This is a genomic window from Bacillus sp. LL01, from assembly GCF_001037965.1.
The window spans coordinates 978,318-1,001,378 of the sequence record NZ_LFEL01000001.1; the positions used below are offsets into that span (position 1 = coordinate 978,318).

The following is a 23,061-nucleotide window of genomic DNA, read 5'->3' on the forward strand; positions in this document are numbered from 1 at the left end:
ACCTTCCGTTTCAGGTGGTCGCTTTCCGCGGGGCGGTGCTTGAGCCTCCTCACAACGCTTCAGGGGTCTCAAGCTACCGCTACCTCCCCGCAGGAGTCGACCACCTTCCACTCCAGGAACCAAGGGAAGCTTCTTTCTCCTACTTACATAAAAAGAAAGCCAAAGCCATGGCTTCGACTTTCTTTTATCTTTATCGGAAAAGCTCTAGGACTTATCTTACTTTTTATCGTCGTTTACTTCTTCGTACTCTGCGTCGACTACATCGTCGTTGTTTGTAGTGCCTTCAGCACCTTCTGCTCCTTGAGCTTCCTGTTGTGCTTGTGCAGCTTGCTCATAAAGCTTCATGGAAAGCTGATGTACGATTTCCTGAAGAGCGTCTTTCTTCGTGCGAATTTCAGCTAAGTCGTTCTTCTCGATAGCTGCTTTCAGTTCTTCTTTCGCGTCTTCCGCTTTCTTCACTTCTGCTTCTTCCACTTTGCCTTCAACTTCTTTAAGTGTTTTTTCAGTAGTGAATACTAACTGATCTGCTTCGTTACGAAGTTCAACTTCTTCTTTACGTTGCTTATCTGCATCTGCGTTTTCTTCCGCTTCTTTCACCATGCGTTGGATTTCGTCCTCAGATAAACCAGAAGAAGATTTGATTGTGATAGTTTGCTCTTTATTTGTACCAAGGTCTTTCGCACGAACATTAACAATACCGTTTTTGTCGATGTCAAAAGAAACTTCAATTTGTGGTACGCCACGTGGTGCCGGTGGAATGTCCGTCAGTTGGAAACGACCTAATGTTTTGTTGTCGCTTGCCATAGGGCGCTCCCCTTGAAGTACGTGAATGTCTACCGCTGTTTGGTTGTCAGCAGCTGTAGAGAATACTTGGGACTTACTTGTAGGAATGGTAGTGTTTCTTTCAATAAGCTTCGTGAACACGCTGCCCATTGTTTCAATTCCTAAAGAAAGTGGTGTTACGTCAAGAAGTACTACGTCTTTTACGTCTCCAGTCAATACTCCACCTTGGATTGCAGCACCAAGTGCGACAACCTCATCCGGATTAACTCCTTTATGTGGGTCTTTCCCAGTTTCTTTCTTGATAGCATCTTGAACTGCAGGGATACGAGTAGAACCACCTACAAGGATTACTTTGTCAAGCTCGGAAGAAGAGATACCAGCATCTTGTAATGCTTGACGAACAGGTCCCATTGTACGTTCTACAAGGCCTGAAGTAAGGTCATCGAATTTCGCACGAGACATACTTACTTCCAAGTGAAGAGGTCCAGCTTCACCTGCAGTGATGAATGGTAGGGAGATTTGTGTATTAGTAACACCAGAAAGATCTTTCTTCGCTTTTTCTGCTGCGTCTTTCAAGCGTTGAAGAGCCATTTTATCTTTAGAAAGGTCAATGCCGTTCTCTTTTTTGAATTCAGCTACAAGGTAGTCGATGATCACTTGGTCAAAGTCGTCTCCACCAAGGCGGTTGTCACCAGCTGTAGAACGAACTTCGAATACCCCATCGCCAAGCTCTAGTACAGAAACGTCAAACGTTCCGCCACCAAGGTCATATACAAGGATTGTTTGGTCTTCGTCCATTTTGTCAAGACCGTATGCTAATGCTGCAGCAGTCGGCTCGTTGATGATACGCTCTACTTCAAGACCTGCAATTTTACCAGCATCTTTTGTAGCTTGACGCTCTGCATCATTGAAGTAAGCAGGAACTGTGATAACCGCTTTTGTTACAGGCTCTCCAAGATACTCTTCCGCATAAGCTTTTATGTGTTGAAGGATGATTGCAGAAACCTCTTGTGGAGAGTATTCTTTTCCTTCTACTTCTACTTTATAGTCTGTTCCCATGTGACGCTTAACAGACATAATCGTGTTAGGGTTTGTGATGGATTGACGCTTTGCCACTTCCCCTACTTGACGTTCGCCATTTTTGAAAGCAACAACGGATGGAGTTGTTCTGTTACCTTCTGGATTTGGAATTACTTTTGGTTCGCCGCCTTCTAGAACAGCTACACATGAGTTTGTTGTACCTAAGTCAATACCGATGATTTTACTCATTTTGTTTTTCCTCCTATTGCAACTTACATTAATATGTAGTTTTTTTGTTTTTCGCGTTAACAGTTGATTTACGTTGCAGGCACTCGCTTTCCACGGGGCGACCTTGAGCCTCCTCGTAACACTTGCGGGTCTCAACATTGTCGCTACTCCCCCGCAGGAGTCTCGTGCCTTCCACTACAATCAACTAGGTTTGTTTTTATTGCTTTACTTTTACCATAGATGGTCGGATGACACGATCTTTCAGCTTATACCCTTTTTGGAACTCTTCCAAAACAGTGTTGGATTCCTCTTCTCCTTCTTCCACCTGCATGACTGCTTGGTGTAGATGTGGGTCGAATGACTGTCCAACCGCTTCGATAGCTTCAAGCCCTTCTGATTTAAGAGCCTCCACTAACTGACGGTGCACCATTTCCATGCCTTGTAAAAATGTCTTGATTTTTTCATCCTCTGAATTCACTTTAAGCGCACGCTCAAAGTTATCAAGGGCAGGAAGTATATCTGTAACAAGATTTTGAGCACGGTATTTCTGTGCAGCATCTTGGTCAAGTCTCACACGACGACGGTAGTTATCGAAGTCTGCCTGTAAGCGAAGCAGGCGGTTTTCCGACTCCTCAAGCTTTGCTTCCAGCTCGGAGATTTTCTCCTGTTCTGCGGAAACTTCCACTTCTTTTACCTTTTGGGTCGTTTCTTCATTTTCTTCTGTTGATACTTCTTCATTTTCAACTGTTGCTTGTTCGTTCTCGTTTACCAATGGTTTCACCTCCCTTAAAGTGTGAAAATCTTGATGTTTTTCCATCGATTTAGGACGGAGCAGCAACTCCATCCTCTAACAATATTTCCATGCTCAGTCCTTTTGATACAGTTTATTGACAGCATGCGAAAGATCGGAACTAACAAGCTGCAAGAGACTGATTACACGGGAATATTCCATTCTGGTCGGACCGAGTAAAGCAATGGTTCCAAGCTGTTCAGGTCCGATGGAATAGCTTGCAGAAATAATGCTGCAGCCCTCCATGCCCGGAATGTTATTCTCACTGCCGATCTTGATATGGATACCTGCTTCTTTTGCACGAATATGCTGGGACAGGTCCTTCCCCTGGTCAATCAACAGCATGAGTGAACGAATTTTATTGATGTCATTAAACTCAGGTTGGGCAAGCATATTGGTTTTGCCTCCAAAAAACACCCTATCCTTTTCTTCCATATACAGTGTGGAGCTCAAGGACTGCAGAATGTTTTCGTAGTTCCCGATATGAGATTTTAAGAGTGTTGCCACTTCCTTATAAAGCTTATTAATCAGTTCCGAAAGTGGTACCCCTACTAACCGTTCATTTAAGATATTGACCATTTTCTGAATGTCGGATGAATCCATACTGGACGGAAATGAAAACATGCGGTTTTCTACATGTCCCGTATCGGTCACAATAATTGCCACCGCCTGTTCCGGACTGATGGGAATAATCTGCAGGTTTTTAAGCCTGTGATCCCTTACTCCGGGCCCAAGAACAATCGATGTGTACTTGGTCAAATCAGAAAGTATCTGTGCTGATTTTTGAACAGTTTTTTCCAACTCATATATTTGCTCCCGAAAGATGGATTTGATTTCAAACATATCCTGTTTCGTAAGCCTTTCCGGGGAAAGAAGGTGGTCCACATAATAGCGGTACCCTTTTTCCGATGGAACTCTTCCTGATGACGTATGTGTTTTTTCTATGAATCCCAATTCTTCGAGATCTGCCATCTCATTTCTGATGGTGGCAGAGCTGAACGAGATTTCATCTTTCTTGGAAAGCGTTCTGGAGCCAACAGGTTGTGCAGATCGGATAAAGTCGTCAATTATGACTTGCAATACTAACAACTGTCGTTCTGTAAGCACTCAGCATCACCTCTGTTAGCACTCCTATTCATCGAGTGCTAATTCTATAAATAAATTACCAAATACCCATTCACATGTCAATCAGATCGCACTAATAAAAGCCTGAAAAACTTCATTACCGAGAAATTTTCCTTTTTTTGTTAAACAAATAAAGTCTCCTTGCTGTTCCAAAAGCCCTTTTTGAATGTTTTCTTCAATCGGCCCTTTAAGAATATTTAGCATCTCTGCGTCGAATTTTCGTTCAAATCTAGAGATAGAAACTCCTTGTGTCTTGCGCAAGCCTAAGAACATCTCTTCTTCGATTCTTTCTTCTCTTGTCACCACATGTTCCTCTTTATAAGGAAATCCAGTCTCACTGATGGAATCCATATATTTCTTCAGTGGTCCATGGTTTGCTCGGCGAACACCTTCTGTATAACCGTGAGCACCCGCTCCGATTCCGTAATAGGACTCATTATCCCAGTATGTGAGATTGTGCTTGCTCTCATAACCTTCCTTGGCAAAATTTGATATTTCATACTGGTGGTACCCATGCTTTTCCATTTCATTCAAAAGAACATCATACATGCTGGTTTCTTCCTCTTGAGTCGGAAGCGGGAGTTTCCCCTTACTCATCAGATTATAGAACACCGTTTTCGGTTCAATAATCAATGAGTAGGCAGAGTAGTGTTCCATTCCAAGGGAAAATGCCGTATGAAGGGTATCCTGAAAATCCTCCACCGTTTGATCGGGAAGGCTGTATATGAGATCCACACTAATATTATCAAAGCCAACTTCTCTGGCATGCTCGATCGATTTAAAAACATCCGTTTTACGATGAGATCTTCCTATTCTTTTCAAGAGGTCATCATTAAAGCTTTGAACGCCGAAACTTAGGCGATTTACCCCGCCCTCTTTTAATAACCGCAGCTTCTCAAGAGATAAATCTCCAGGATTTGCTTCAAAGGTATATTCTATGTCAGGCACCACATCAAAGTTTCGTTGAATGGATTCCAATAGGTAGGATAACTGCTTTTGGTTTAAAGCCGTCGGAGTTCCACCTCCAACAAAGATGGTTTCCAAATTTTGAGTCGGAAAACGATCTATTGTATTTTTCATTTCCACATCCATGAACTCCAAATAGGCATCCACTGGCTGGTTTTTTAGAAAAACTTTATTAAAATCGCAATAATGACAAATATGCTCACAAAATGGAATATGGATATAGGCTGATTTAATCACAACAATCACACTTTCATTAAATAGTATCTAAACTATAGCACAGGCATTTCTATTATGAAAAAATACCGCATCTCTGCGGTATTTTTCGACTATAGCTTAATTAATCTATCACTTTTTCTTCGTTGCATCGTCCATTTTCAGAACCGCCATGAACGCTTCTTGTGGCACTTCAACAGAACCAACCTGTTTCATACGTTTTTTACCTTCTTTTTGCTTATCTAAAAGCTTACGTTTACGTGAAATATCTCCACCGTAACATTTGGCAAGAACGTTTTTCCCCATCGATTTAATCGTTGACCTAGCGATAATCTTTTGACCTACTGCAGCTTGGATTGGAACCTCAAACTGTTGTCTTGGAATAAGTTCCTTTAATTTCTCCACGATTATTTTTCCGCGGTCGTAGGCAGAATCGTTATGAACAATAAAGGATAGTGCATCCACTTTTTCTGCATTTAGGAGAATATCCATCTTCACAAGTTTGGAAGGCTTGTACCCAATCAACTCATAATCAAAGGAGGCATACCCTTTTGTATTCGATTTTAATTGGTCAAAAAAGTCATATACGATTTCAGCTAATGGAATTTCATAAACGATACTCACTCGAATATCATCGAGATATTGCATATCAATAAAGTTTCCACGCTTATCCTGGCAAAGCTCCATAACTGCTCCAACATATTCGTTTGGAACCATCACTGTTGCTTTCACATAAGGCTCTTCCACACGATCAATCGTTTGTGGATCAGGCATATTTGATGGATTATCTACACTCAGCTCTGTTCCATCCGTTAAATGTACCTGGTAAATAACAGACGGGGCTGTCGTAATTAAATCAATATTAAATTCTCGCTCGATACGTTCCTGAATGATTTCCATATGAAGCAATCCCAAGAAGCCACAACGGAAACCAAAGCCTAAAGCTTGAGATGTTTCAGGTTCGTATTGTAGTGCAGAATCATTAAGTTCCAGTTTTTCCAATGCATCACGAAGATCATTGAATTTAGCTGAATCAATTGGGTAAAGTCCGCAGTATACCATCGGATTTAATTTTCGGTAACCTGGAAGCGGCGTAACAGCACCATTCTTCGCACTCGTGATTGTATCACCAACACGAGTATCGCCAACGTTTTTGATAGCAGCAGTTAAGAAGCCTACATCACCGACTGTCAGTTCATCCAGCATCAACGCTTTCGGTGTGAATACACCTACTTCGTTAACCTCGAACTCTTTTCCCGTTGCCATCATTTTGATTTTATCGCCAACCTTAACTGTACCATGCATTACCCTAATGTAAGCGACAACTCCACGGTATGGGTCAAATAAACTATCAAAAATAAGTGCTTGCAAAGGTGCATCAGGATCACCTTGTGGCGCAGGAATCCTCTCGACAGCCTGCTCTAAAATATCTTCAATACCAATGCCTGCCTTCGCACTAGCTAAAACTGCATCAGATGCATCCAAGCCAATAACATCCTCTATTTCTTGGCGAACACGCTCTGGCTCTGCACTAGGCAAGTCTATCTTATTAATAACTGGCATAATTTCCAGATTGTTGTCTAATGCCAAATAAACGTTTGCAAGCGTTTGGGCTTCAATACCTTGCGCTGCATCTACCACTAGAATGGCACCCTCACATGCGGCTAAACTACGGGAAACCTCATATGTAAAATCGACATGTCCCGGTGTATCAATAAGATGGAAAATGTATTCTTCCCCATCGTTTGCTTTATATCGTAATTGAACGGCATTTAATTTGATAGTTATTCCGCGCTCACGTTCGAGATCCATGGAATCGAGCAATTGATTCTTCATTTCCCTTTGTGTCAATGCAGATGTTTTTTCCAAAATACGGTCTGCAAGCGTTGATTTCCCATGATCAATATGGGCAATGATTGAAAAGTTTCTTATCTTTGATTGTCTTTTTAACCGATCTTCTCTGTTCATTATCTGTTTCACTCCTACACTTTCGGCAACGTACACTATTTCTGATTATATCAATTCGAAGAAGAAGATTCAATGAAATTTGGAGGGTTTGATTTTCTCTGCATAAAAAGTTCTGTTAACACAGCTGATGATTTCCGTGAAAGGCTTCGCTTTCCGCGGGGCGCTGCTGGAGCCTCCTCGGCAAGCCTGCGGGGTCTCCACCAAGCGCTACCTCCCGCCGGAGTCTATGCCTTTCACTCCAATCATCAGCTAAGTTGTCCAAATATCAACAAGATACATTGAGCATAAAAAAGAAAGCTCAAGCCATGAATTAGAATCTTAATACCCCATGGCTCCCGCTCTCTATTTAGGTCATTCTTCCGTTTTTTCATCTATCGTATCCTGCACCTTATTAAATATTCCGCTCATCATTCCGGACATGCCATCCGCCAGCTTTTTCCCTGCAGAAGAGAATACGTTATAAGCTTTAATCCCTTCCAGCTTCTCCTGCTTCTCTTTTATATCCTGAGAATTGATTTGGCGTCCTAGAATTGTGCCATTTATTCCATCCGTCGTCTCTGCCACATGAAATGCCTGGCCACTGAAGGCCGGATCATCGTACCCTTTCATTTTACGCATTCCCTCATTTGCCTGTTGCATCCCCAAAAGCACTCCAAGAAACAGCACCAGAGAAATGAATAAACATTTGACCATAAATCTTTTCATCGTACTTTCAGCTCCTTTTCTGCTTACTGTGCTTCACCATCAGGAGTTCCGTCCACTTTTTCTGCCTGCCAGTAAATTTCACTGAACACATCTGCAAAGATCTCCAGTGTACGGTTCATCTCTTCGAACGTATTATCGACTCCTCCTACTTCAACCAACATCGAATTTGGAGAAAGGTCTTGATTATAGATACCATTACGAGTCTCGACAGCAGGTGGGACAAATATACCTTTGCTTAACCCCGGATATATCTGCTCCAATTTTTTATGAATCTGCTCGGCCAAATACTGGTTCTTTTCATAGTTTTGGTTTTTCTTTCCTATTACAAAATAAAGCCTTGCATGCGGAACACCGTTTATGTCCATTGTAGTGCTTTTCCTTCTGCCCGAATCACGATGAACATCAATTAGGTAATTCAGGTGCTGATTCCCCGCCAACGCCTCTTCTACTATCGGCCTTGTCACATCATAGGATTGACCGTACACCCAGCCCCTGTTCTTTAGGGCTAAAGCAGTATCGGTTGTATCTATATCGGTTCCGATTCCCCTTTGAACCAATTCTTCTTGAAGCTTTTTCCCAAGCCTGGTTACGTTGACTTCCGGGTGACTGGCAGCATTAGGACTAGTTACACCTTTGAGATATGGAAGGAACGACTCACGTGAATGGGAGTGATAGATTAAAACCGTGCGCTTAACTCCTGTTGTCTGGGCGGGAGGTGTAGCATTCTCGTTATTTTCTTCTTCCTCCTCTAGATCAATAATGGAGGCTTGTCTTTCTTCCAACAGCACTTCCATCGGTGGAGAGGACTCTACCGGCATATCTGTATAGTTCACTCCTGATCCTGCTAATAGGATCTCTCCATCATAATAGGCAAAACCAGGAATCTCATTTCGAATTAGACTACGCGGATCATCGAGATTTAGACTTGTCGTCAATTCAAATAAAGCGGAAGCGTAGTTAGGCGCCTTCGCTTCATTTGATAAGCCTTGTGTAAAATAGGCATTTGTATAGCCGAGAATATATAACAGCGACTCCCCCGAAAATCTTTTGGAAAACTCATTGATGGAACTCGAGGTGACTCGGTATTCTGGCTTTAAAGATGTCATAATACCGGATACCGCAAATACGAGAATGAATCCTAAGATCACTGCTACGACTGATTTTTTAATGCTTGTCCCATTTATTACGACGACGTGTGAGGAGCGGTAGCCCTTCATTTTCTCACCCTTTCACATACTTGTTGCTACTATATGTATGCAAAAGGACAAAAAGTAGAACTATGTCACCTAGTGTGTATATGCATCTACATTATCCTGGTTCACATGGAAGTGTAGTGCAGAGTTCAACCCTTCCGCCACAACATTTGCCATATCTTCTATAAAATCATCCACTTCTTTCGGTGTTACCATCAGGTTATGACCAAGAGGGGAAAGGACCTCGTGAATCAGCTTGCGTTTCTCCTCTTCAGGCAAAGTCCCAACAATACCTAGGAAATTCTTCCGATGTTCTTCGCCCGGAAGGTCCTCTTCTGTCAGCTTCCGCTTCTCCCCAAATGTCATTCCGGCAGGTGCAAGCGACCTTGATGGGCTATCCCCTTCTCTCATCTCTTTTCCAAAATGCTTCAGGATGAAGTCGATGGTGTCGCTTGCCATGGAAACTGCATCTACCACAGTTGGAATACCGATGGCAATTACCGGGATTCCGAGCGTTTCCTGACTCAGCTCTTTTCGCTTGTTCCCTACACCAGAGCCAGGATGAATGCCTGTATCGGATATTTGAATCGTTGCATTCACACGCTCGATGGAACGGGCAGCCAACGCATCAATGGCGATGACAAAATCAGGCTTTGTTTTTTCCACTACCCCTACAATGATGTCACTTGTTTCAATCCCCGTAATCCCCATAACGCCAGGGATAATCGCACTTACCGGTCTGAATCCGTCCTGGACAGATTCAGGCTGCAATGTGAAAAGGTGCCTGGTAATCAGCAGGTTTTCACATACTAATGGTCCAAGTGCATCTGGTGTTACGTTTGTATTGCCAAGCCCTACCACCAAGCAACTGGCATCCTTGGAGATATTAAGGGAGGTGAGAAATGCGCTGAACTCCTTTGCAAAGACTGTTTCAACTTTTTTCTGCAAGTCCGTATCCTTCTGACGGATTCCCACCGCTTCCAATGTGAGGTAGTTTCCTGGTTTCTTCCCGGTCATTTCTGCTCCTTTTTCGGAAATGGTCACTGTCGTTATATTTATTCCATCCGTCTGCCTGTCTTTAACAACAACACCTTCTATTGCCGAAGCCGAATGCTGGGATGTCTGGTTGTTTTCTTTATTCTGATCCTGATTGGTCTGTTGGGTTGTTTGGGACTGCCTGTTTTGTTTTTCGACAGCAATCTCATTTGCTTCTACCGCTAAGTCCGTTCTCACTTCATATTTACTTAAATCCAATGGTTGTGATTGGTTCATGTATTTCCGCCTCCAGCATTGCCAAATTTTAGTTTTATTGTGACCTTACAGCCTTTTTTCATGCATAAGAAAATAGTTGTTACTCACATTAAAGAAAATTCCCTTGACTCCCTATTGCATAATCATGATGGATTTGATAAAATATCACTTGTTCTCATAAGTAAAGAAATGTCGAGTTTATATAATCTCGATCGTTGAATTGTATGGAGGTGAAAGATATGCCAAACATTAAATCTGCTATCAAACGTGTAAAAACTAACGATGTACGTCGTGCTCATAACGCTACTATCAAGTCTTCTATGCGTACTGCTGTGAAGAAAGTAGAAGCTTTTGTTGCTAACAACGATGTTGAAGGTGCAAAAACTGCTTACCTAGAAGCTGCTAAACGTTTAGACAAAGCTGCGCAAAACGGTATCATCCACAAAAATGCAGCAAACCGTCAAAAATCTCGCCTAGCGAAAAAAGTAAACGGAGCAACTGCATAATAAAAGGGCGATCCGGTAGGGTCGTTTTTTTATTTTTGTCCTTTGGGGGTCAGACCCCCAAAGGATTTTTTTGATTTATGTCGAATTTATAAGGATACTGCGCTTTTTCAACAAACAAAAGCCCACTAAAACGTTTATACGTCCTAGCAGGCTAGATTTTCTCCACATTTAGTTTTTCCTTTAATTTCTACTTATCATCACTTCACCGGCGCGAGCCTGATCAGCAACATCTCCATCGCCAACTGTTTATCAATCTTTCCGCTCTTCATCAAATAATCTGCTTCGGCGAGCTCGTCCACCATTTTCATCAACTCGGATCGTGTGAAATAGCGGCCTTGCTGTGCAGCCAATTTCACACGGTATGGATGAACCTTTAAAATACCTGCCATTTTCTGCTGGCTGTACCCCTGCTCGCTCAAATCCATCACCTGATACAGTAGCCGGAATTGGTTGGCAATCAACGCGTGAAGCTTTATCGGCTCCTCATTATTTCGAACCAGGTCATAAAACAGCTCTAGTGCCTCATCGATCCGCCTATGTACCATCTTTTCAATAAGTTCAAATACAGAATGTTCAATGGACTTGGCTGCCAGCTTCTTAACGGTATCTACGGTGATTTCTTGTTCCGAAACACCAATATACATGGCCATCTTGTTGATTTCCTGAGCGAGAACGGAGAGGTTGACTCCAGCAATCTTCAACAATTCCTCGGACGCCGCATCACTCAATTCCGCTCCGTTTTGCATTGCTTTCTCTTTCATCCAGAGCTTGAGTTCACGCTCCACGAGAGGCTGAGCTTCAATGACTTCCGCCTGTTTTTTTAGCTGCTTAACAATCTTTTTCCGCTCATCCAGCTTCTCGTAGGAAGCCTGTATGACTAAAATGGTATATGGTGCCGCTTCTTGTATGTAGGAAAGAAATCGATCTGTATTGTGTTCGACCTTACTTTTACTTTTTTCCGCTGTCAGAAAAAAAGGATTAGTCAGTACCACCACTCTTCGCTCTCCCATGAAGGGCAGGGTTTCCGCATCCTCGATGGCAGCATCTACAGGCTGTTCTGCCATATCGTAATAGGAAAGGTTGAAATCCTGTTCTTCCTCATCAAGTGCATGCTCTATAATGGCGTCTCTGATTTCCCTCATTAAAAATGCTTCCGTACCTAATAATAAATAGATCGGCGCAAAATGTTTGGCCTTTATTTTCTTCAATCCTTCGAATCCCATTTTTCTGCTCCCGTCATCTGTTTCTATTCCCTCTTATCGTACATGAGAGGTGAGCGGATTGACAAGCATGAATAACCTTGGCAACAATGAACAAAAACAAAATAAAATGTCAAAGGAGATTAGTTTTCACCTACAAAAACTAATCTCCATTTTATATAAACGTCAACGATGCAAGCCCCAGGTAACTCACTCGTTAACGATTGCCCCGCTTGGGTGTAATACTATGTTCTCCTTGAATTTCCGAACTATTTGTGACAACTCTTGTCAAAGGTGGAAAAGCAAAAATGACTGGTGGATTTTTTTTGTTGTATAGCTTATACTATTGATGTGATAGGAGGGATACTTATGAACGAATTTGAGAAAAGCGTCCAAAGTAAACGTAACGATGCAGTAGATTCTGGTGTCGGTTTTGTCGTATCCTTCGGTTTTTTCGCAACAATCTTTGTGATGGCAACGTTGATTCATTACCTAGGATCTTAATGGCGGCATAGAAATACATACCGTCGTGATTCTTTTCCAAAGCAGTTGTGAAAAGAATGAGGATATCTCTGAAAGCTTCGCTATAAAAGAGACTGCGTCTAAATGGTGCAGTCTCTTTTTCATTTTCGATACTGTATCCTATGGTAGTACCGTGGAAAACGTTCCTCCACGATGTGTAAAATCAAAGATTATTGCTCCTTGCACATCAGTACGGTAGACTTTTGCCCCTACACTTTCCAGCCTCTCGAGCACTTCATGATGAGGATGCCCAAAACGATTATTTCTTCCTGCGGAAATGATGGCGATACTCGGTTGCAGCTTATCCACGAATAGCTGGCCTGAAGAGGTCTTACTCCCATGATGACCAGCTTTTAATACATCCACTTCAAGATTCGGGTAGCGTAATAATACCTCCTTCTCTCCTTCCGCTTCAATATCTCCTGTAAAAAGCCAACTCCTGCCACTTAAAAAGGCATAAAGAACGACGGAACCTTCATTTTTGTTTTCATAAGGTACTGCTGGATGCAGGTATAAAAAACTGGCACCACCTGCCTCCCATCCTGTTTTTGGAATGGCAGTTTGTACAATTGCTCCTCTAAGCACGGCTTCCCTCAAAATATCTTCTTCGAGCTCACTCCCGCCAAATCCGGAAGGGATTACCACTTCCTTTACCTTTACATGCTTCCAGAGACTCCCGACATTTCCAATATGATCATAATCACCGTGGGACAATATTAATTTATCCAGTTTTCTAACCCCTTCCGCCTTCAAAAAAGGCACCAATACATCTGCACCACTGTCGAATTCTCTTCTTCTCTCTTTCCATTCTTCTTTCGGAAAAGGGAAAGTTCCCCCAGTATCTACCAGATATGTCCCTTTATTGAATGGCAACTGAATAAATATGGCATCCCCCTGTCCAATATCCAATACCACCACTTTTCCTGCTGGATTAAAGGATTGAATGTTCCATTGGATACATAAACAGCTTACGAGAACAGCCAACGCAACCAACCATTTCCCCCTATCCCACATACAAAAAAATAAAACGGTTGCTGACACAAGTAACCACATCACCGAACTGAATGGTTTTCCAAACACCAAAGTTCCAATTGGAAGACCAGCAAACCAGACTGCAAGAGAATTCATGAGTTGGAGGGGAAAAGAAAATATAAGAACAAACAGAGGGAGCATTCCCGGATAAAATAACAGGACAAAAAAGAGCAAAAAAACGGAGGGAAGGACAAATAGCGAGAAAAAAGGAACAAATAATATATTCAGAAATAGACTCCAGATGGAAAATTGGTAAAAGTGGAACAACAGTAATGGAAGGGATGCCACCTGGGCAAAAAATGAAACATAAAAAATTTGGAGGACTCCATTTTTCAACAAGCTGATTTTTCTAGAAGATAACAACAAAGCCAAACTGACTGAAAAAGATAGCTGGAATCCAATATGATATAAGAAATAAGGATTAACGAGCAATACAAAGATGCAGGCAAGGCCTATTGTATCAATAGAGAAAATCCTTTTTTTCATAATCAACAGTACAAGGGCAACCCCTGTCATCGTGGCTGCCCTCATTACAGAAGGTGCTCCACCTGCAAGAATGACATACACAGGTAATAGTAGTATTAAAAGCATGTTAACCAATTGCCTTGTCAGCCCTATTCGAATACCTGCATAAAAAGCGGCAGCGGTAATAATTCCTACATGCAAGCCAGATATAGCCAATAGATGAACAAGTCCTAGCTGCTGATAAGCATCCAACAGACTCCTTTCAAGAAAACTACGGTCTCCGAAAATAAGCGAAATCATGAAACCCGCGACTACAGGATCAACATGTTGGACAATTGTTTTGATCCCCTTGTCCCGATATTTTTGGAGACCATTCAACACAGAAAGATTTTCGCTGGGTTTACACGATTGAGGTAGCTTTTCCAATGAAAATATCCAATGAATACTCTGTTCGTAGAGGTAATTTTTGTAGTCAAAAGTATGGGGATTGGTGGCTGGCTGGGGATGTTTCAGAACTCCGTGCCATTCACAAAGTTCACCTATTTCTAAAGATCTAAGATGGAGAACCTCTTCTTGCTCATTGAGATAATATTCCACAAGAATTGTTTCTTTTCGGTCACTCATTATTTCAAATCCGGCTTTGTTGCCGTCAATATCAATGGTCGTGTTGATGGATCCAACGATACGTGTTTCATTTTCTTGATGTAAGGATTCATTATGGAAGTCGATAAAGGTCATATAGCCATAGAATCCGGCACTGATGAGGAGACTTAGAAAAAATAATCTTCGAGGTTTTTGATCGTGAAGAAAAATCCAACTAAAATAAACAATTAGCAAGGAAAGCAGTCCCAAGTGAAAACCAGACCTAGAGACTGCAATTCCCAAACAGCTTGCAATGGCCAAATAGGCGTAGAAGCCCGTCCTACTTTTCATCCAGAACTATCCTTGCTTACTGAACAACTCAGTGGATTGTTCGTACCAGCGCTTTAATTCTTCGTCATTGGCTCCAGATTCCTCCAACCTTTCAATCAAACTGTTGATGAAGCCAATTTTCTCGGGATCGTTCAGACTGACTGCCATTTCAGCAAGTTCCACCTGTTCCACCCGGACATCGGCCTGTTCAAACATTTCAAGCGCGTATGGATGGTTCTTATATGCCATTGCATAATAGACCGTTCTGATTCCTGCCTGAATAATGGCTTTACAGCAATGAAGACACGGAAAATGTGTTACATAAATTTCGGCGCCACTTGTAGGCACACCAAACTTGGAGCATTGAAGCAGTGCATTCATTTCGGCATGTATCGTACGGACGCAATGATTATCAATGACATAACAGCCCTCATCTATGCAATGAACACCACCCGCGATGGATCCGTTGTAGCCACCTGCAATGATTCGTTTATCGCGGACAATTGTTGCACCAACTGCTAGTCTTGTGCAGGTACTTCTCAGTGCTAATAAATGGCTTTGAGCCATAAAATATTGATCCCAGGAAATCCTTGTCATCTTGCATCATGCCCCCTAATCAAATAAACAATATCACTAGTGTATCGGCTGAACTTATCTTTCGTCAATTGGCTACAGTAATTTCATCACGGATCTTTTCAAAGGATTTCTCTCCGATACCGGTTACATTGACAATATCCTCGACTTGTTTGAACATGCCGTGTTCCGTTCTGTAATCGATAATGGCCTTCGCTTTTGCGGGTCCAACACCTGTGAGTGTTGTCAGCTCCTCCAGTGATGCTGTATTAATATTTACTTTCCCTTCTTTATGAGCAGTGGGATCATTCCCATTATTCTCAGACTGCAAAATGACCGCTTCTTCCAAGTCCTCACCTTCACGCGGGACTAGAATGACCATTTCATCAGTCAGTAGCGCCGCCAGATTCACTTTTCTCGTATCCGCATCCTCCAAGAAACCACCAGCCTGCTCCACAGCATCAATGATCCGTTCACCTGACTTCATTCTATACACACCAGGATGCAAAACAGCACCTTTAATATCTATAAGCAATTCAATATCCACCGGCTTTTCTCCTGTCATTTCCTTTTCTGTCTCATCCATATTCTCATCGTTGATATCAAATTCAAGAGGTGGTTCCACCAGAAAGCTAACCTGCTTTTCTGCCTGGGTTTCCACGGAATCGTATAATTTCGACCAGATCAGGAAGCAGAATAGCACAAAAAAAACTACAACAACCAGGACTTTTGTTTTATGGACATACCACAATTCTTTCATTGCAATTCACCTTCTATTCATAATAGTGATCCTAAATACATATAGTGTATGAGAAACTTTTTTGGATGGAGGAGGGAAAGTATCATGAAGATTGGAATGATCGGCACAGGCAACATGGGGAAAATCTTGGTTGAATCATTTGTCGACTCGAAGGCAGTACCTCCTGAAAATATTACGATTACAAATCGTTCGATAGAGAAGGCATTTAAGATACAGAACAAGTACCCTGACATACATGTGGCGGAGACCGCTGAAGAGTTGGTTCAGGCTTCTGATATCATTTTTTTATGTGTCAAACCATTGGACATTCACCCCCTTTTAACAAAAACCAATCATCATCTTACGTCTGATAAATGTGTCATATCCATTACCAGCCCTGTATCCGTTGCACAGCTAGAAACATTGGTCAGTTGCCAGGTGGCACGTATAATTCCGAGTATTACAAACCGGGCACTCTCCGGCGTCACATTAGTGACATTCGGCGATAATGTGTGTGAAAGTTATCAAGAATTTCTATTAAGCGTATGTTCTAAGATCTCAACACCGATTCATATTAAGGAAAATGTCACAAGAGTGGCATCAGATATTGTCAGCTGCGGACCAGCATTCTTTAGTTATATTTTACAGAGGTTCATTGACGGAGCAGTTAGTGAAACGTCTATCACAAAGGAACAGGCTACAGACCTGGCAAGCCAGATGATTATCGGAATGGGAAAATTGATTGAAAAAGACATTTATACACTTCAGACTTTACAGGAAAAGGTTTGCGTAAAGGGCGGTGTCACTGGAGAAGGAATCAAGGTGCTTGAAAATGAGTTGGGTGATGTGTTTCATCATGTAATCCAAAAAACGCATGAGAAGTTTGACGAAGATTTAATGGAGGTAAAAAAACAGTTTCATTGATTTTTCACTAACTTCACTATTCGCCATCAGCCGACAAATACCTTTAAGTTTTTTAAAAAATATTTTAGTTTGTGTCATAATTGCAAACGCAAGAAATAGGCTTCCCATCCGGGAGGCCTATTTCTTCGCGGCGAAAAATACTCTTTCTGCATTCTCCGCTAAATTTTCTAAGGAGTAATCCCCTGTTACCGATAATATGGTGAAGCCCACTTCCTCCAACCATTTTCTATAGGTTTCCACACTGAAGGTGCGCTGGAAATGGAGCTCATCAAACCGGGTATATCTATCCGTTTTCTCCTCTTGCACAAAAAAAGAAAGTTCATGTTCCACACTGTTTGGATGCTCTCCAGGAAAGCTGTTCCATATGTATGCCACATCTTCCTCTACGCTTGTGAATGTGTTGTTCATGAAGACCTGTGTGATCTTGTATAGGGAGTGAACGTCAAATAATAGAAGTCCCCCATCTTTCAACTGCTTATAGGCAGATGAGAAGGTCCTTTTAACGTCATCTTTTGACTCCAGATAATTTAAAGAATCACAGAAGATGGTGATGCAATCGGCGCCTTGGAATCCATCAAGCTCTGCCATGTTCTGTTCATAAAACGGAATGGACACTCCGGCATTGCCGGCCTTTTCATGAGCAATTACTAGCATACTCTCAGACAGGTCCACCCCAGCCACTTCCCATCCTTCTTTTGCAAATCGAATGACAAGTTCGCCTGTCCCACACCCGACATCCACCACAAAAAACTTTTCGGAATCACTTTCAAGGTGACGTTCTTTGGCACCCTGAACAAAGGAGACCCACTTTTCGTAAGGTACATCCTGCATCAATTGGTCATAAATGTAGGCAAATTGACCGTAAGCCATGTTACGTTAACTCGATTTGAACATCTTCACGAGGAGCGTCTCCCCAAAGACGTTCTAAATTGTAATAACCACGTTCATCTTTATGGAACACATGGGCTACGACATCCCCTAAATCCACTAGGACCCAGCGAGCTTCATCAAAGCCTTCCATTCTGCGGACATTTTGGCCGCTCTTCTCTGCCACTTCCTTGATCGCACGGGCAATCGCCTGCACTTGTTTGTCCGAGTTACCGTGGCATATCAGGAAATAATCCGAAACTAAAGAGATTCCCTGCATATTCAAAGCAACCAATTCTTCTGCACGTTTATCATCTGCAGCCTTTGCTGCAAGCTGTAATAATTCTTTTGACATTTATGTTAACTTCCTTTCTTTTACCTTCATAGTCATATCGTTATATGCGTGAAATGTATCAGGGTAAATCGGCTGATTACGTTTCAGTAAAAAAGAGATCGTATTCTTCATGGCCTGTATGACTGCTATATCAAGTGAGCTCTCGGCAGATTCCCTAACCTGTTCCACTCCTGGAAAATCCCTTCCTGGCTCAATATAATCCGCTACATACAGTACCTTGTCCAGAAGGCTCATGTTTATTTTTCCCGATGTATGGCATCTTATAGCTTCCAACACTTCCTCATCGGTAATACTGGCCTCTTTTTCCACCAAGTAAGCTCCTACCGGTGCGTGCCATAGTTCGTCATGGTGCTTAAGAAGATCCTGAGGCATTTTTTGATCGATGATGATCTGGCGCATTTCCTCTTTGTCCCGGAATTTGGCGTAGTCATGAAAGATGGCGGCAAGCTCTGCTTTTTCCACATCTACCTGATAAAGCTCTGCCAGTTTAATCGCTGTTTCCATTACTCCAAGTGTATGCACATATCTCCGCTCAGTTAGTTGATCTTTTACCAACCTTAATGCTTTTTCTCTATTCATATAGGCGTTTCTCCTCTATTATTTCTTTTACCCTCTCAGGCACTAGATATTGAGAAGTCCATCCTTCTTGAATCCGCTTCCGTATCATCGTGGAACTGATGGCCATTTGTGGTGTTTCCACTTCAAGTACTTGATATTCCGTAGAAAAAGAGTATCCAGGACGTTTTACGCCGACAAAAGTGACAATTTCAAGCAGTTCCTTTATGTTGTGCCATTTTGGTAAGTACTCCACCATATCCGCCCCTATAATAAAATAGAAGCTTGTATCCGGATTTCTTTCCCTTAATAACAACATTGTATCATATGTATAGGAGGGACCCTCCCGCTGAAGCTCAATGGTTTCCACCCGGAAACTTTCGTTTGATTCCACAGCGGCCTTAAGCATTCCAACCCTTATTTCAGTTGGTGTAATGGCATCACTCTGCTTATGGGGAGGTATGTGATTAGGCATGAACCAGATTTCATCCAAATCCAACTTCTGTCTCACATCATTTGCTATGAGAAGATGACCTAGGTGAGGCGGATCGAATGTACCGCCAATAATGCCTACTTTGTTCATCATAATCCCTCCATCCATTTATCTTGGTAAAACGATCTGTTTGTTTTCCCTGGATTCTTTGTACAGAACGATGGTGCTCCCGATTACTTGGACAAGTTCCGCCTTTGTTCCCGCTACAAGCTCTTGGGCTACCACTTTACGGTCCTCATCGTTATTTTGAAGCACACTGACCTTCAATAGCTCTCTCACTTCCAAAGCCTCTGAGATCTGCTTCGTCATATTTTCATTTACTCCACCTTTTCCCACTTGGAAAATCGGATCTAAATGATGCGCCTCTGCGCGTAGAAATCTTTTTTGTTTACCTGTTAACATGATAATCCTCCTAGTTGTTCTTTTACTAAATTTTTCATTCTATCGGTATCAGGTAAATGGCCTGTCCAATGTTCAAATGCAAGTGCAGCCTGATAGGCAAACATGTGCACACCATTCTGTGTCACTGCTCCAAGAGCTTTTGCATCTTTTAAAAGTTTTGTTTCATACGGGTTATAAATGATATCACTGAAGATAGCCCCATGCTTGATTGACTTCAATGGCAACGGGGTATCTTCGGTATGTGGAAACATCCCGACAGAAGTAGTCTGTACCACAAGGTCATAGTCTTCAAGCTTTTCTAAAGCCTTGTCGATTGATATGCTCTGGGCAAGATGATTCAGTGAAAATTCATGTATTAAATCAGCCGACTTGGATGAAGTTCGGTTATACAGATCAATTTGGACGCCTTGCTCTTGAGCCAAGGTATAGAAAATCGCCCTTGCAGCTCCACCTGCCCCTATAATAAGGATGTTCTTATTTTCCAAAGGGGTTATTTCTTTCAATGCTTCCACATATCCCCTACCGTCCGTATTATATCCGACGAGTACACCATTTTTGTTTACTACCGTATTGACAGCACCAATCCTGCAGGCTGCTTCATCCACTTCGTCAAGCAGAGGAATGATCGCTCCTTTGTGGGGAATGGTGACATTAAAGCCACTCACTCCAAGTGCCCGCATACCATCCACTGCCGCATTAAGCTTATTCGGTTCAATATGAAAGGCATGGTAATCGGCGTTATAGCCCAATTGCTGAAAAGCATCATTATGGATTAGCGGAGACATGGATTGCGCAATGGGAGCACCAATCACACCGTATAGTTTTCTCATCACTGTCTCCCTCCCTTTAGATCAAAGATTTACGAACCATCACTCCTACGCCTTTCGGTACATGTGCGACCACCTTAATTCCAGGTTCATTGATGGTGACCCATCCTAGACCGGAAAAAACAATGTCCGTTTTTTCATCTTTTATCGTAAATTCATGGGCTACAAGCTCAGGGAAAGTTTCTGCAAAGTCCTCACCAGGAGGCTGTAAAAGTTCGCCCAGGTGCTCCTTGTACACATGCTCCGCATTCTCAAGTTTCGTCCGGTGAATATATAGATCGTTGGATACATAGCATGTAAAGGAGTTGCGGCCACCTTTTACATAATCAAACCGCGCCAATCCACCAAAAAATAAGGTTTGTCCTTCATTCAGCTGGAAAATTCTTGGCTTGATTTCCTTTTTAGGGGAAATGACTTTCAATTCCTTTTTATCTACAAAATGTGCCATCTGGTGGCGGTTGATGATTCCCGGTGTATCATACAGAGATGTTCCGTTATCAAGCGCAATATCGATGAGATCAAGTGTGGTCCCTGGAAACTGGGAGGTTGTAATAACATCCTTCTCACCTGAGAACTCCCGTATAATGCGATTGATAAAGGTCGATTTACCAACGTTCGTACAGCCGACCACATAAACATCCTCACCTGCGCGGTAGTCCTCAATGGCCTGGGCCAATTCCTTAACACCGGTTCCTTTATCTGCACTGATAAGAAAAACATCTTCCGGTTTAAGGCCAAACTCTTTTGCTGCCTGCTTCATCCAGTTGATCACCTTATTCGGCTTGACGGACTTAGGAAGAAGATCCACCTTGTTCCCTACCAGTAACACTTTATTGTTTCCTACAAAACGATGCAAACCTGGTAACCAGCTTCCGTCAAAATCAAAGATATCAACAATTTTCACTACGAGGCCTTTCGAGTGTCCAATCGAATTTAATATCCTAATAAAGTCATCATCCGTCAAAGAAACATCCTGTATTTCATTGTAATGTTTTAGGCGAAAGCATCTTTTACAAATGACCGCTTCCTTATCCAATGAAGAAGGAGGGGCATACCCCAACTCTTTGGGGTGTTCCGTCTGAATGGCAACTCCGCACCCAATACATACTACTTGTTCTTCCATATCTGTTAGTCCTCCCAATTAATCATACCTTTTCGTTTCATCCAGGAAAGGATACGCCTTTCCACTCGGCGATTGAACTTTGTTATAAAACCGTCCGTCTGGGCAACCGGAACAACAAGGATTGTGTGTAACCCTAGACGGTTCCCTCCCAATACGTCTGTCAGAAGCTGGTCACCGATTACTACCACTTCTTCTTTTTGGAGCTTCATATCTTTAAGCGCTCTTCTGAAAGCTCTTCTCATCGGCTTTCTTGCATCATAAATATAGTTGATACCAAGTGGGTCTGAAAACAATTTCACACGTTTCAGCTTATTATTGGAAACAACCGTCACTAAAATGCCGACCTCTTGCATTTCCTTGAACCATTCAATCAACGCAGGCGTCGCTTCTGGTCTATCCCATTCCACTAGCGTATTGTCGAGGTCCGTAATGATTCCTTTAATTCCTTTTTCCTTCAACTCTTGCGGCTTTATCTCAAACACGCTCTTTACGTGCTGTGCAGGCAGAAAATATTTGATCATTCTAATCACCCTTTATTTGTTTCTATTCAGCTCTGAAAACGCCGTTTATCTCTCGTGGGGGTTTCAACTGTATTGTTTAACATAACCCTAAATTCAAATGAACGTACCCTTATACATTTAAACACTTTACCATCTTACCTAAATTCCGTGTCCGTGTTAAGCAAATTATAGATATTTCTAGTGTTTGCATGCATCAAAATTATAATAAAAAGTGTAGAAAATAAAAATTTTTCGACAATTCCCTTTCGGTTTCAACACCTGTGGATAAACTTATCTACATTATACAGTGTGTCCTACCTCGATTATTGGTAATTATAAACAAATTACCCACATGTTATCCACTGTTAGCTGTGGATAACAGAACGGTTGTTCTACGAAAAAATACGTGATAGAGTTATCATACACACAAAATGAACTTACAATTATATGATCATCTTATAGAGATTAGAACTGATATTTACACATATTGAATTCGACTATACATAGTGACGGACCACTAGGAGGTGTAGGGCAGAGGCCAAACCGATGAGAAAACTTTCTGATGAACTTTTACTGGAATCCTATCACAAAGCGACGGAATTGAAATTAAGCAACGACTTTATTCTACTGATCGAATTAGAGATTAAACGCCGTTCCCTCAGCTATAAAATTAAAGCAACTTCCTAAAAGAGCCGGTATCCGGTTCTTTTTATTTAATTTAGGATTTAATTTAAGGATGTAAAAGGACTCAGACATTGAGTATCATGGCTGGTGATTGTAGCTCAGGGCGAAGACTCCAGCGGGAGGTAGCGCTTAGTGGAAACC

At 42.1% G+C, this 23,061-nt stretch carries 24 protein-coding genes; 4 read left to right on the top strand and 20 right to left on the bottom strand.

Going from position 1 to position 23,061, the window contains the following annotated elements; genetic code table 11:
• Positions 1–216: 216 nt before the first annotated feature.
• The 8 genes from dnaK to gpr form a co-directional block, all read right to left on the bottom strand.
• Positions 217–2,052 (bottom strand): molecular chaperone DnaK, encoded by a 1,836-nt coding sequence (gene dnaK / locus AB685_RS04990; RefSeq protein WP_047969387.1) that lies wholly within the window; start codon positions 2,050–2,052, stop codon positions 217–219.
• Between the two features lie 196 nt (positions 2,053–2,248).
• Complete coding sequence (gene grpE / locus AB685_RS04995) at positions 2,249–2,848, bottom strand: nucleotide exchange factor GrpE (protein ID WP_047969761.1); 600 nt, start codon at positions 2,846–2,848, stop codon at positions 2,249–2,251.
• Between the two features lie 48 nt (positions 2,849–2,896).
• Complete coding sequence (gene hrcA, locus AB685_RS05000) at positions 2,897–3,928, bottom strand: heat-inducible transcriptional repressor HrcA (protein WP_047969388.1); 1,032 nt, start codon at positions 3,926–3,928, stop codon at positions 2,897–2,899.
• Positions 3,929–4,009: 81 nt separating this feature from the next.
• Positions 4,010–5,149, bottom strand: a complete 1,140-nt coding sequence (gene hemW, locus AB685_RS05005) for a radical SAM family heme chaperone HemW (RefSeq protein WP_047969389.1) — start codon at positions 5,147–5,149, stop codon at positions 4,010–4,012.
• A gap of 108 nt (positions 5,150–5,257) precedes the next feature.
• Positions 5,258–7,096, bottom strand: coding sequence for a translation elongation factor 4 (lepA, locus tag AB685_RS05010; protein ID WP_198530464.1), 1,839 nt, complete (start codon positions 7,094–7,096; stop codon positions 5,258–5,260).
• Positions 7,097–7,444: 348 nt separating this feature from the next.
• Positions 7,445–7,798, bottom strand: coding sequence for a DUF3679 domain-containing protein (locus AB685_RS05015; RefSeq protein WP_047969391.1), 354 nt, complete (start codon positions 7,796–7,798; stop codon positions 7,445–7,447).
• 23 nt (positions 7,799–7,821) lie between these two features.
• Positions 7,822–9,015, bottom strand: a complete 1,194-nt coding sequence (locus tag AB685_RS05020; protein WP_047969392.1) for a stage II sporulation protein P — start codon at positions 9,013–9,015, stop codon at positions 7,822–7,824.
• 69 nt (positions 9,016–9,084) lie between these two features.
• Positions 9,085–10,263: a GPR endopeptidase gene (gene gpr / locus AB685_RS05025; protein WP_047969393.1), complete on the bottom strand. Its 1,179-nt coding sequence runs from the start codon at positions 10,261–10,263 to the stop codon at positions 9,085–9,087.
• Positions 10,264–10,481: 218 nt separating this feature from the next.
• Between gpr and rpsT the strand changes: the two genes are divergently transcribed.
• Positions 10,482–10,748 (top strand): 30S ribosomal protein S20, encoded by a 267-nt coding sequence (rpsT, locus tag AB685_RS05030; RefSeq protein WP_010196181.1) that lies wholly within the window; start codon positions 10,482–10,484, stop codon positions 10,746–10,748.
• A gap of 197 nt (positions 10,749–10,945) precedes the next feature.
• Here rpsT and holA read toward each other — a convergent pair whose 3' ends face one another.
• Positions 10,946–11,971: a DNA polymerase III subunit delta gene (gene holA / locus AB685_RS05035; RefSeq protein WP_047969394.1), complete on the bottom strand. Its 1,026-nt coding sequence runs from the start codon at positions 11,969–11,971 to the stop codon at positions 10,946–10,948.
• Between the two features lie 345 nt (positions 11,972–12,316).
• On the opposite strand from holA, the gene AB685_RS30150 reads away from it, so the two are divergent.
• Positions 12,317–12,451 carry a YqzM family protein gene (locus AB685_RS30150; RefSeq protein ID WP_047969395.1) on the top strand — a complete coding sequence of 45 codons (135 nt, stop codon included), beginning with the start codon at positions 12,317–12,319 and terminating at the stop codon, positions 12,449–12,451.
• A 138-nt stretch (positions 12,452–12,589) separates the two neighbouring features.
• On the opposite strand, the gene AB685_RS05045 is transcribed toward AB685_RS30150, so the two are convergent.
• From AB685_RS05045 to AB685_RS05055, 3 genes are all read right to left on the bottom strand, one after another.
• Positions 12,590–14,899, bottom strand: a complete 2,310-nt coding sequence (locus AB685_RS05045; protein WP_047969396.1) for a DNA internalization-related competence protein ComEC/Rec2 — start codon at positions 14,897–14,899, stop codon at positions 12,590–12,592.
• A 6-nt stretch (positions 14,900–14,905) separates the two neighbouring features.
• Complete coding sequence (locus AB685_RS05050; protein ID WP_047969397.1) at positions 14,906–15,475, bottom strand: ComE operon protein 2; 570 nt, start codon at positions 15,473–15,475, stop codon at positions 14,906–14,908.
• Between the two features lie 64 nt (positions 15,476–15,539).
• Positions 15,540–16,211, bottom strand: coding sequence for a helix-hairpin-helix domain-containing protein (locus AB685_RS05055; RefSeq protein WP_053073727.1), 672 nt, complete (start codon positions 16,209–16,211; stop codon positions 15,540–15,542).
• Positions 16,212–16,295: 84 nt separating this feature from the next.
• Here AB685_RS05055 and comER point away from each other — a divergent pair, with 84 nt between their 5' ends.
• Positions 16,296–17,114: a late competence protein ComER gene (gene comER, locus AB685_RS05060; protein WP_047969398.1), complete on the top strand. Its 819-nt coding sequence runs from the start codon at positions 16,296–16,298 to the stop codon at positions 17,112–17,114.
• Positions 17,115–17,231: 117 nt separating this feature from the next.
• Here the strand turns inward: comER and AB685_RS05065 are convergent, their stop codons facing one another.
• The 8 genes from AB685_RS05065 to AB685_RS05100 are packed head-to-tail and all read right to left on the bottom strand — an operon-like array spanning position 17,232 to position 22,257.
• Positions 17,232–17,984: a class I SAM-dependent methyltransferase gene (locus AB685_RS05065; protein WP_047969399.1), complete on the bottom strand. Its 753-nt coding sequence runs from the start codon at positions 17,982–17,984 to the stop codon at positions 17,232–17,234.
• A gap of 1 nt (position 17,985) precedes the next feature.
• Complete coding sequence (gene rsfS, locus AB685_RS05070; RefSeq protein WP_047969400.1) at positions 17,986–18,336, bottom strand: ribosome silencing factor; 351 nt, start codon at positions 18,334–18,336, stop codon at positions 17,986–17,988.
• Positions 18,337–18,915, bottom strand: coding sequence for a bis(5'-nucleosyl)-tetraphosphatase (symmetrical) YqeK (gene yqeK / locus AB685_RS05075; RefSeq protein ID WP_047969401.1), 579 nt, complete (start codon positions 18,913–18,915; stop codon positions 18,337–18,339). It abuts the gene before it with no gap.
• Positions 18,908–19,474, bottom strand: a complete 567-nt coding sequence (locus tag AB685_RS05080; RefSeq protein ID WP_047969402.1) for a nicotinate-nucleotide adenylyltransferase — start codon at positions 19,472–19,474, stop codon at positions 18,908–18,910. The genes yqeK and AB685_RS05080 overlap by 8 nt, the downstream gene beginning before the upstream one ends.
• Positions 19,475–19,492: 18 nt before the next feature.
• Positions 19,493–19,786: a ribosome assembly RNA-binding protein YhbY gene (gene yhbY / locus AB685_RS05085; protein ID WP_047969403.1), complete on the bottom strand. Its 294-nt coding sequence runs from the start codon at positions 19,784–19,786 to the stop codon at positions 19,493–19,495.
• Positions 19,780–20,616 (bottom strand): shikimate dehydrogenase, encoded by an 837-nt coding sequence (gene aroE, locus AB685_RS05090; RefSeq protein WP_047969404.1) that lies wholly within the window; start codon positions 20,614–20,616, stop codon positions 19,780–19,782. Before aroE ends, yhbY begins: the two co-directional genes overlap by 7 nt.
• A 16-nt stretch (positions 20,617–20,632) precedes the next feature.
• Positions 20,633–21,736: a ribosome biogenesis GTPase YqeH gene (yqeH, locus tag AB685_RS05095; protein WP_047969405.1), complete on the bottom strand. Its 1,104-nt coding sequence runs from the start codon at positions 21,734–21,736 to the stop codon at positions 20,633–20,635.
• A 5-nt stretch (positions 21,737–21,741) separates the two neighbouring features.
• Entirely contained in the window at positions 21,742–22,257 is a 516-nt protein-coding gene (locus AB685_RS05100) for a YqeG family HAD IIIA-type phosphatase (protein WP_047969406.1), read from the bottom strand.
• 525 nt (positions 22,258–22,782) lie between these two features.
• Between AB685_RS05100 and AB685_RS05105 the strand changes: the two genes are divergently transcribed.
• Positions 22,783–22,923, top strand: coding sequence for a sporulation histidine kinase inhibitor Sda (locus AB685_RS05105; RefSeq protein ID WP_047969407.1), 141 nt, complete (start codon positions 22,783–22,785; stop codon positions 22,921–22,923).
• The last annotated feature ends 138 nt before the right edge of the window (positions 22,924–23,061 follow it).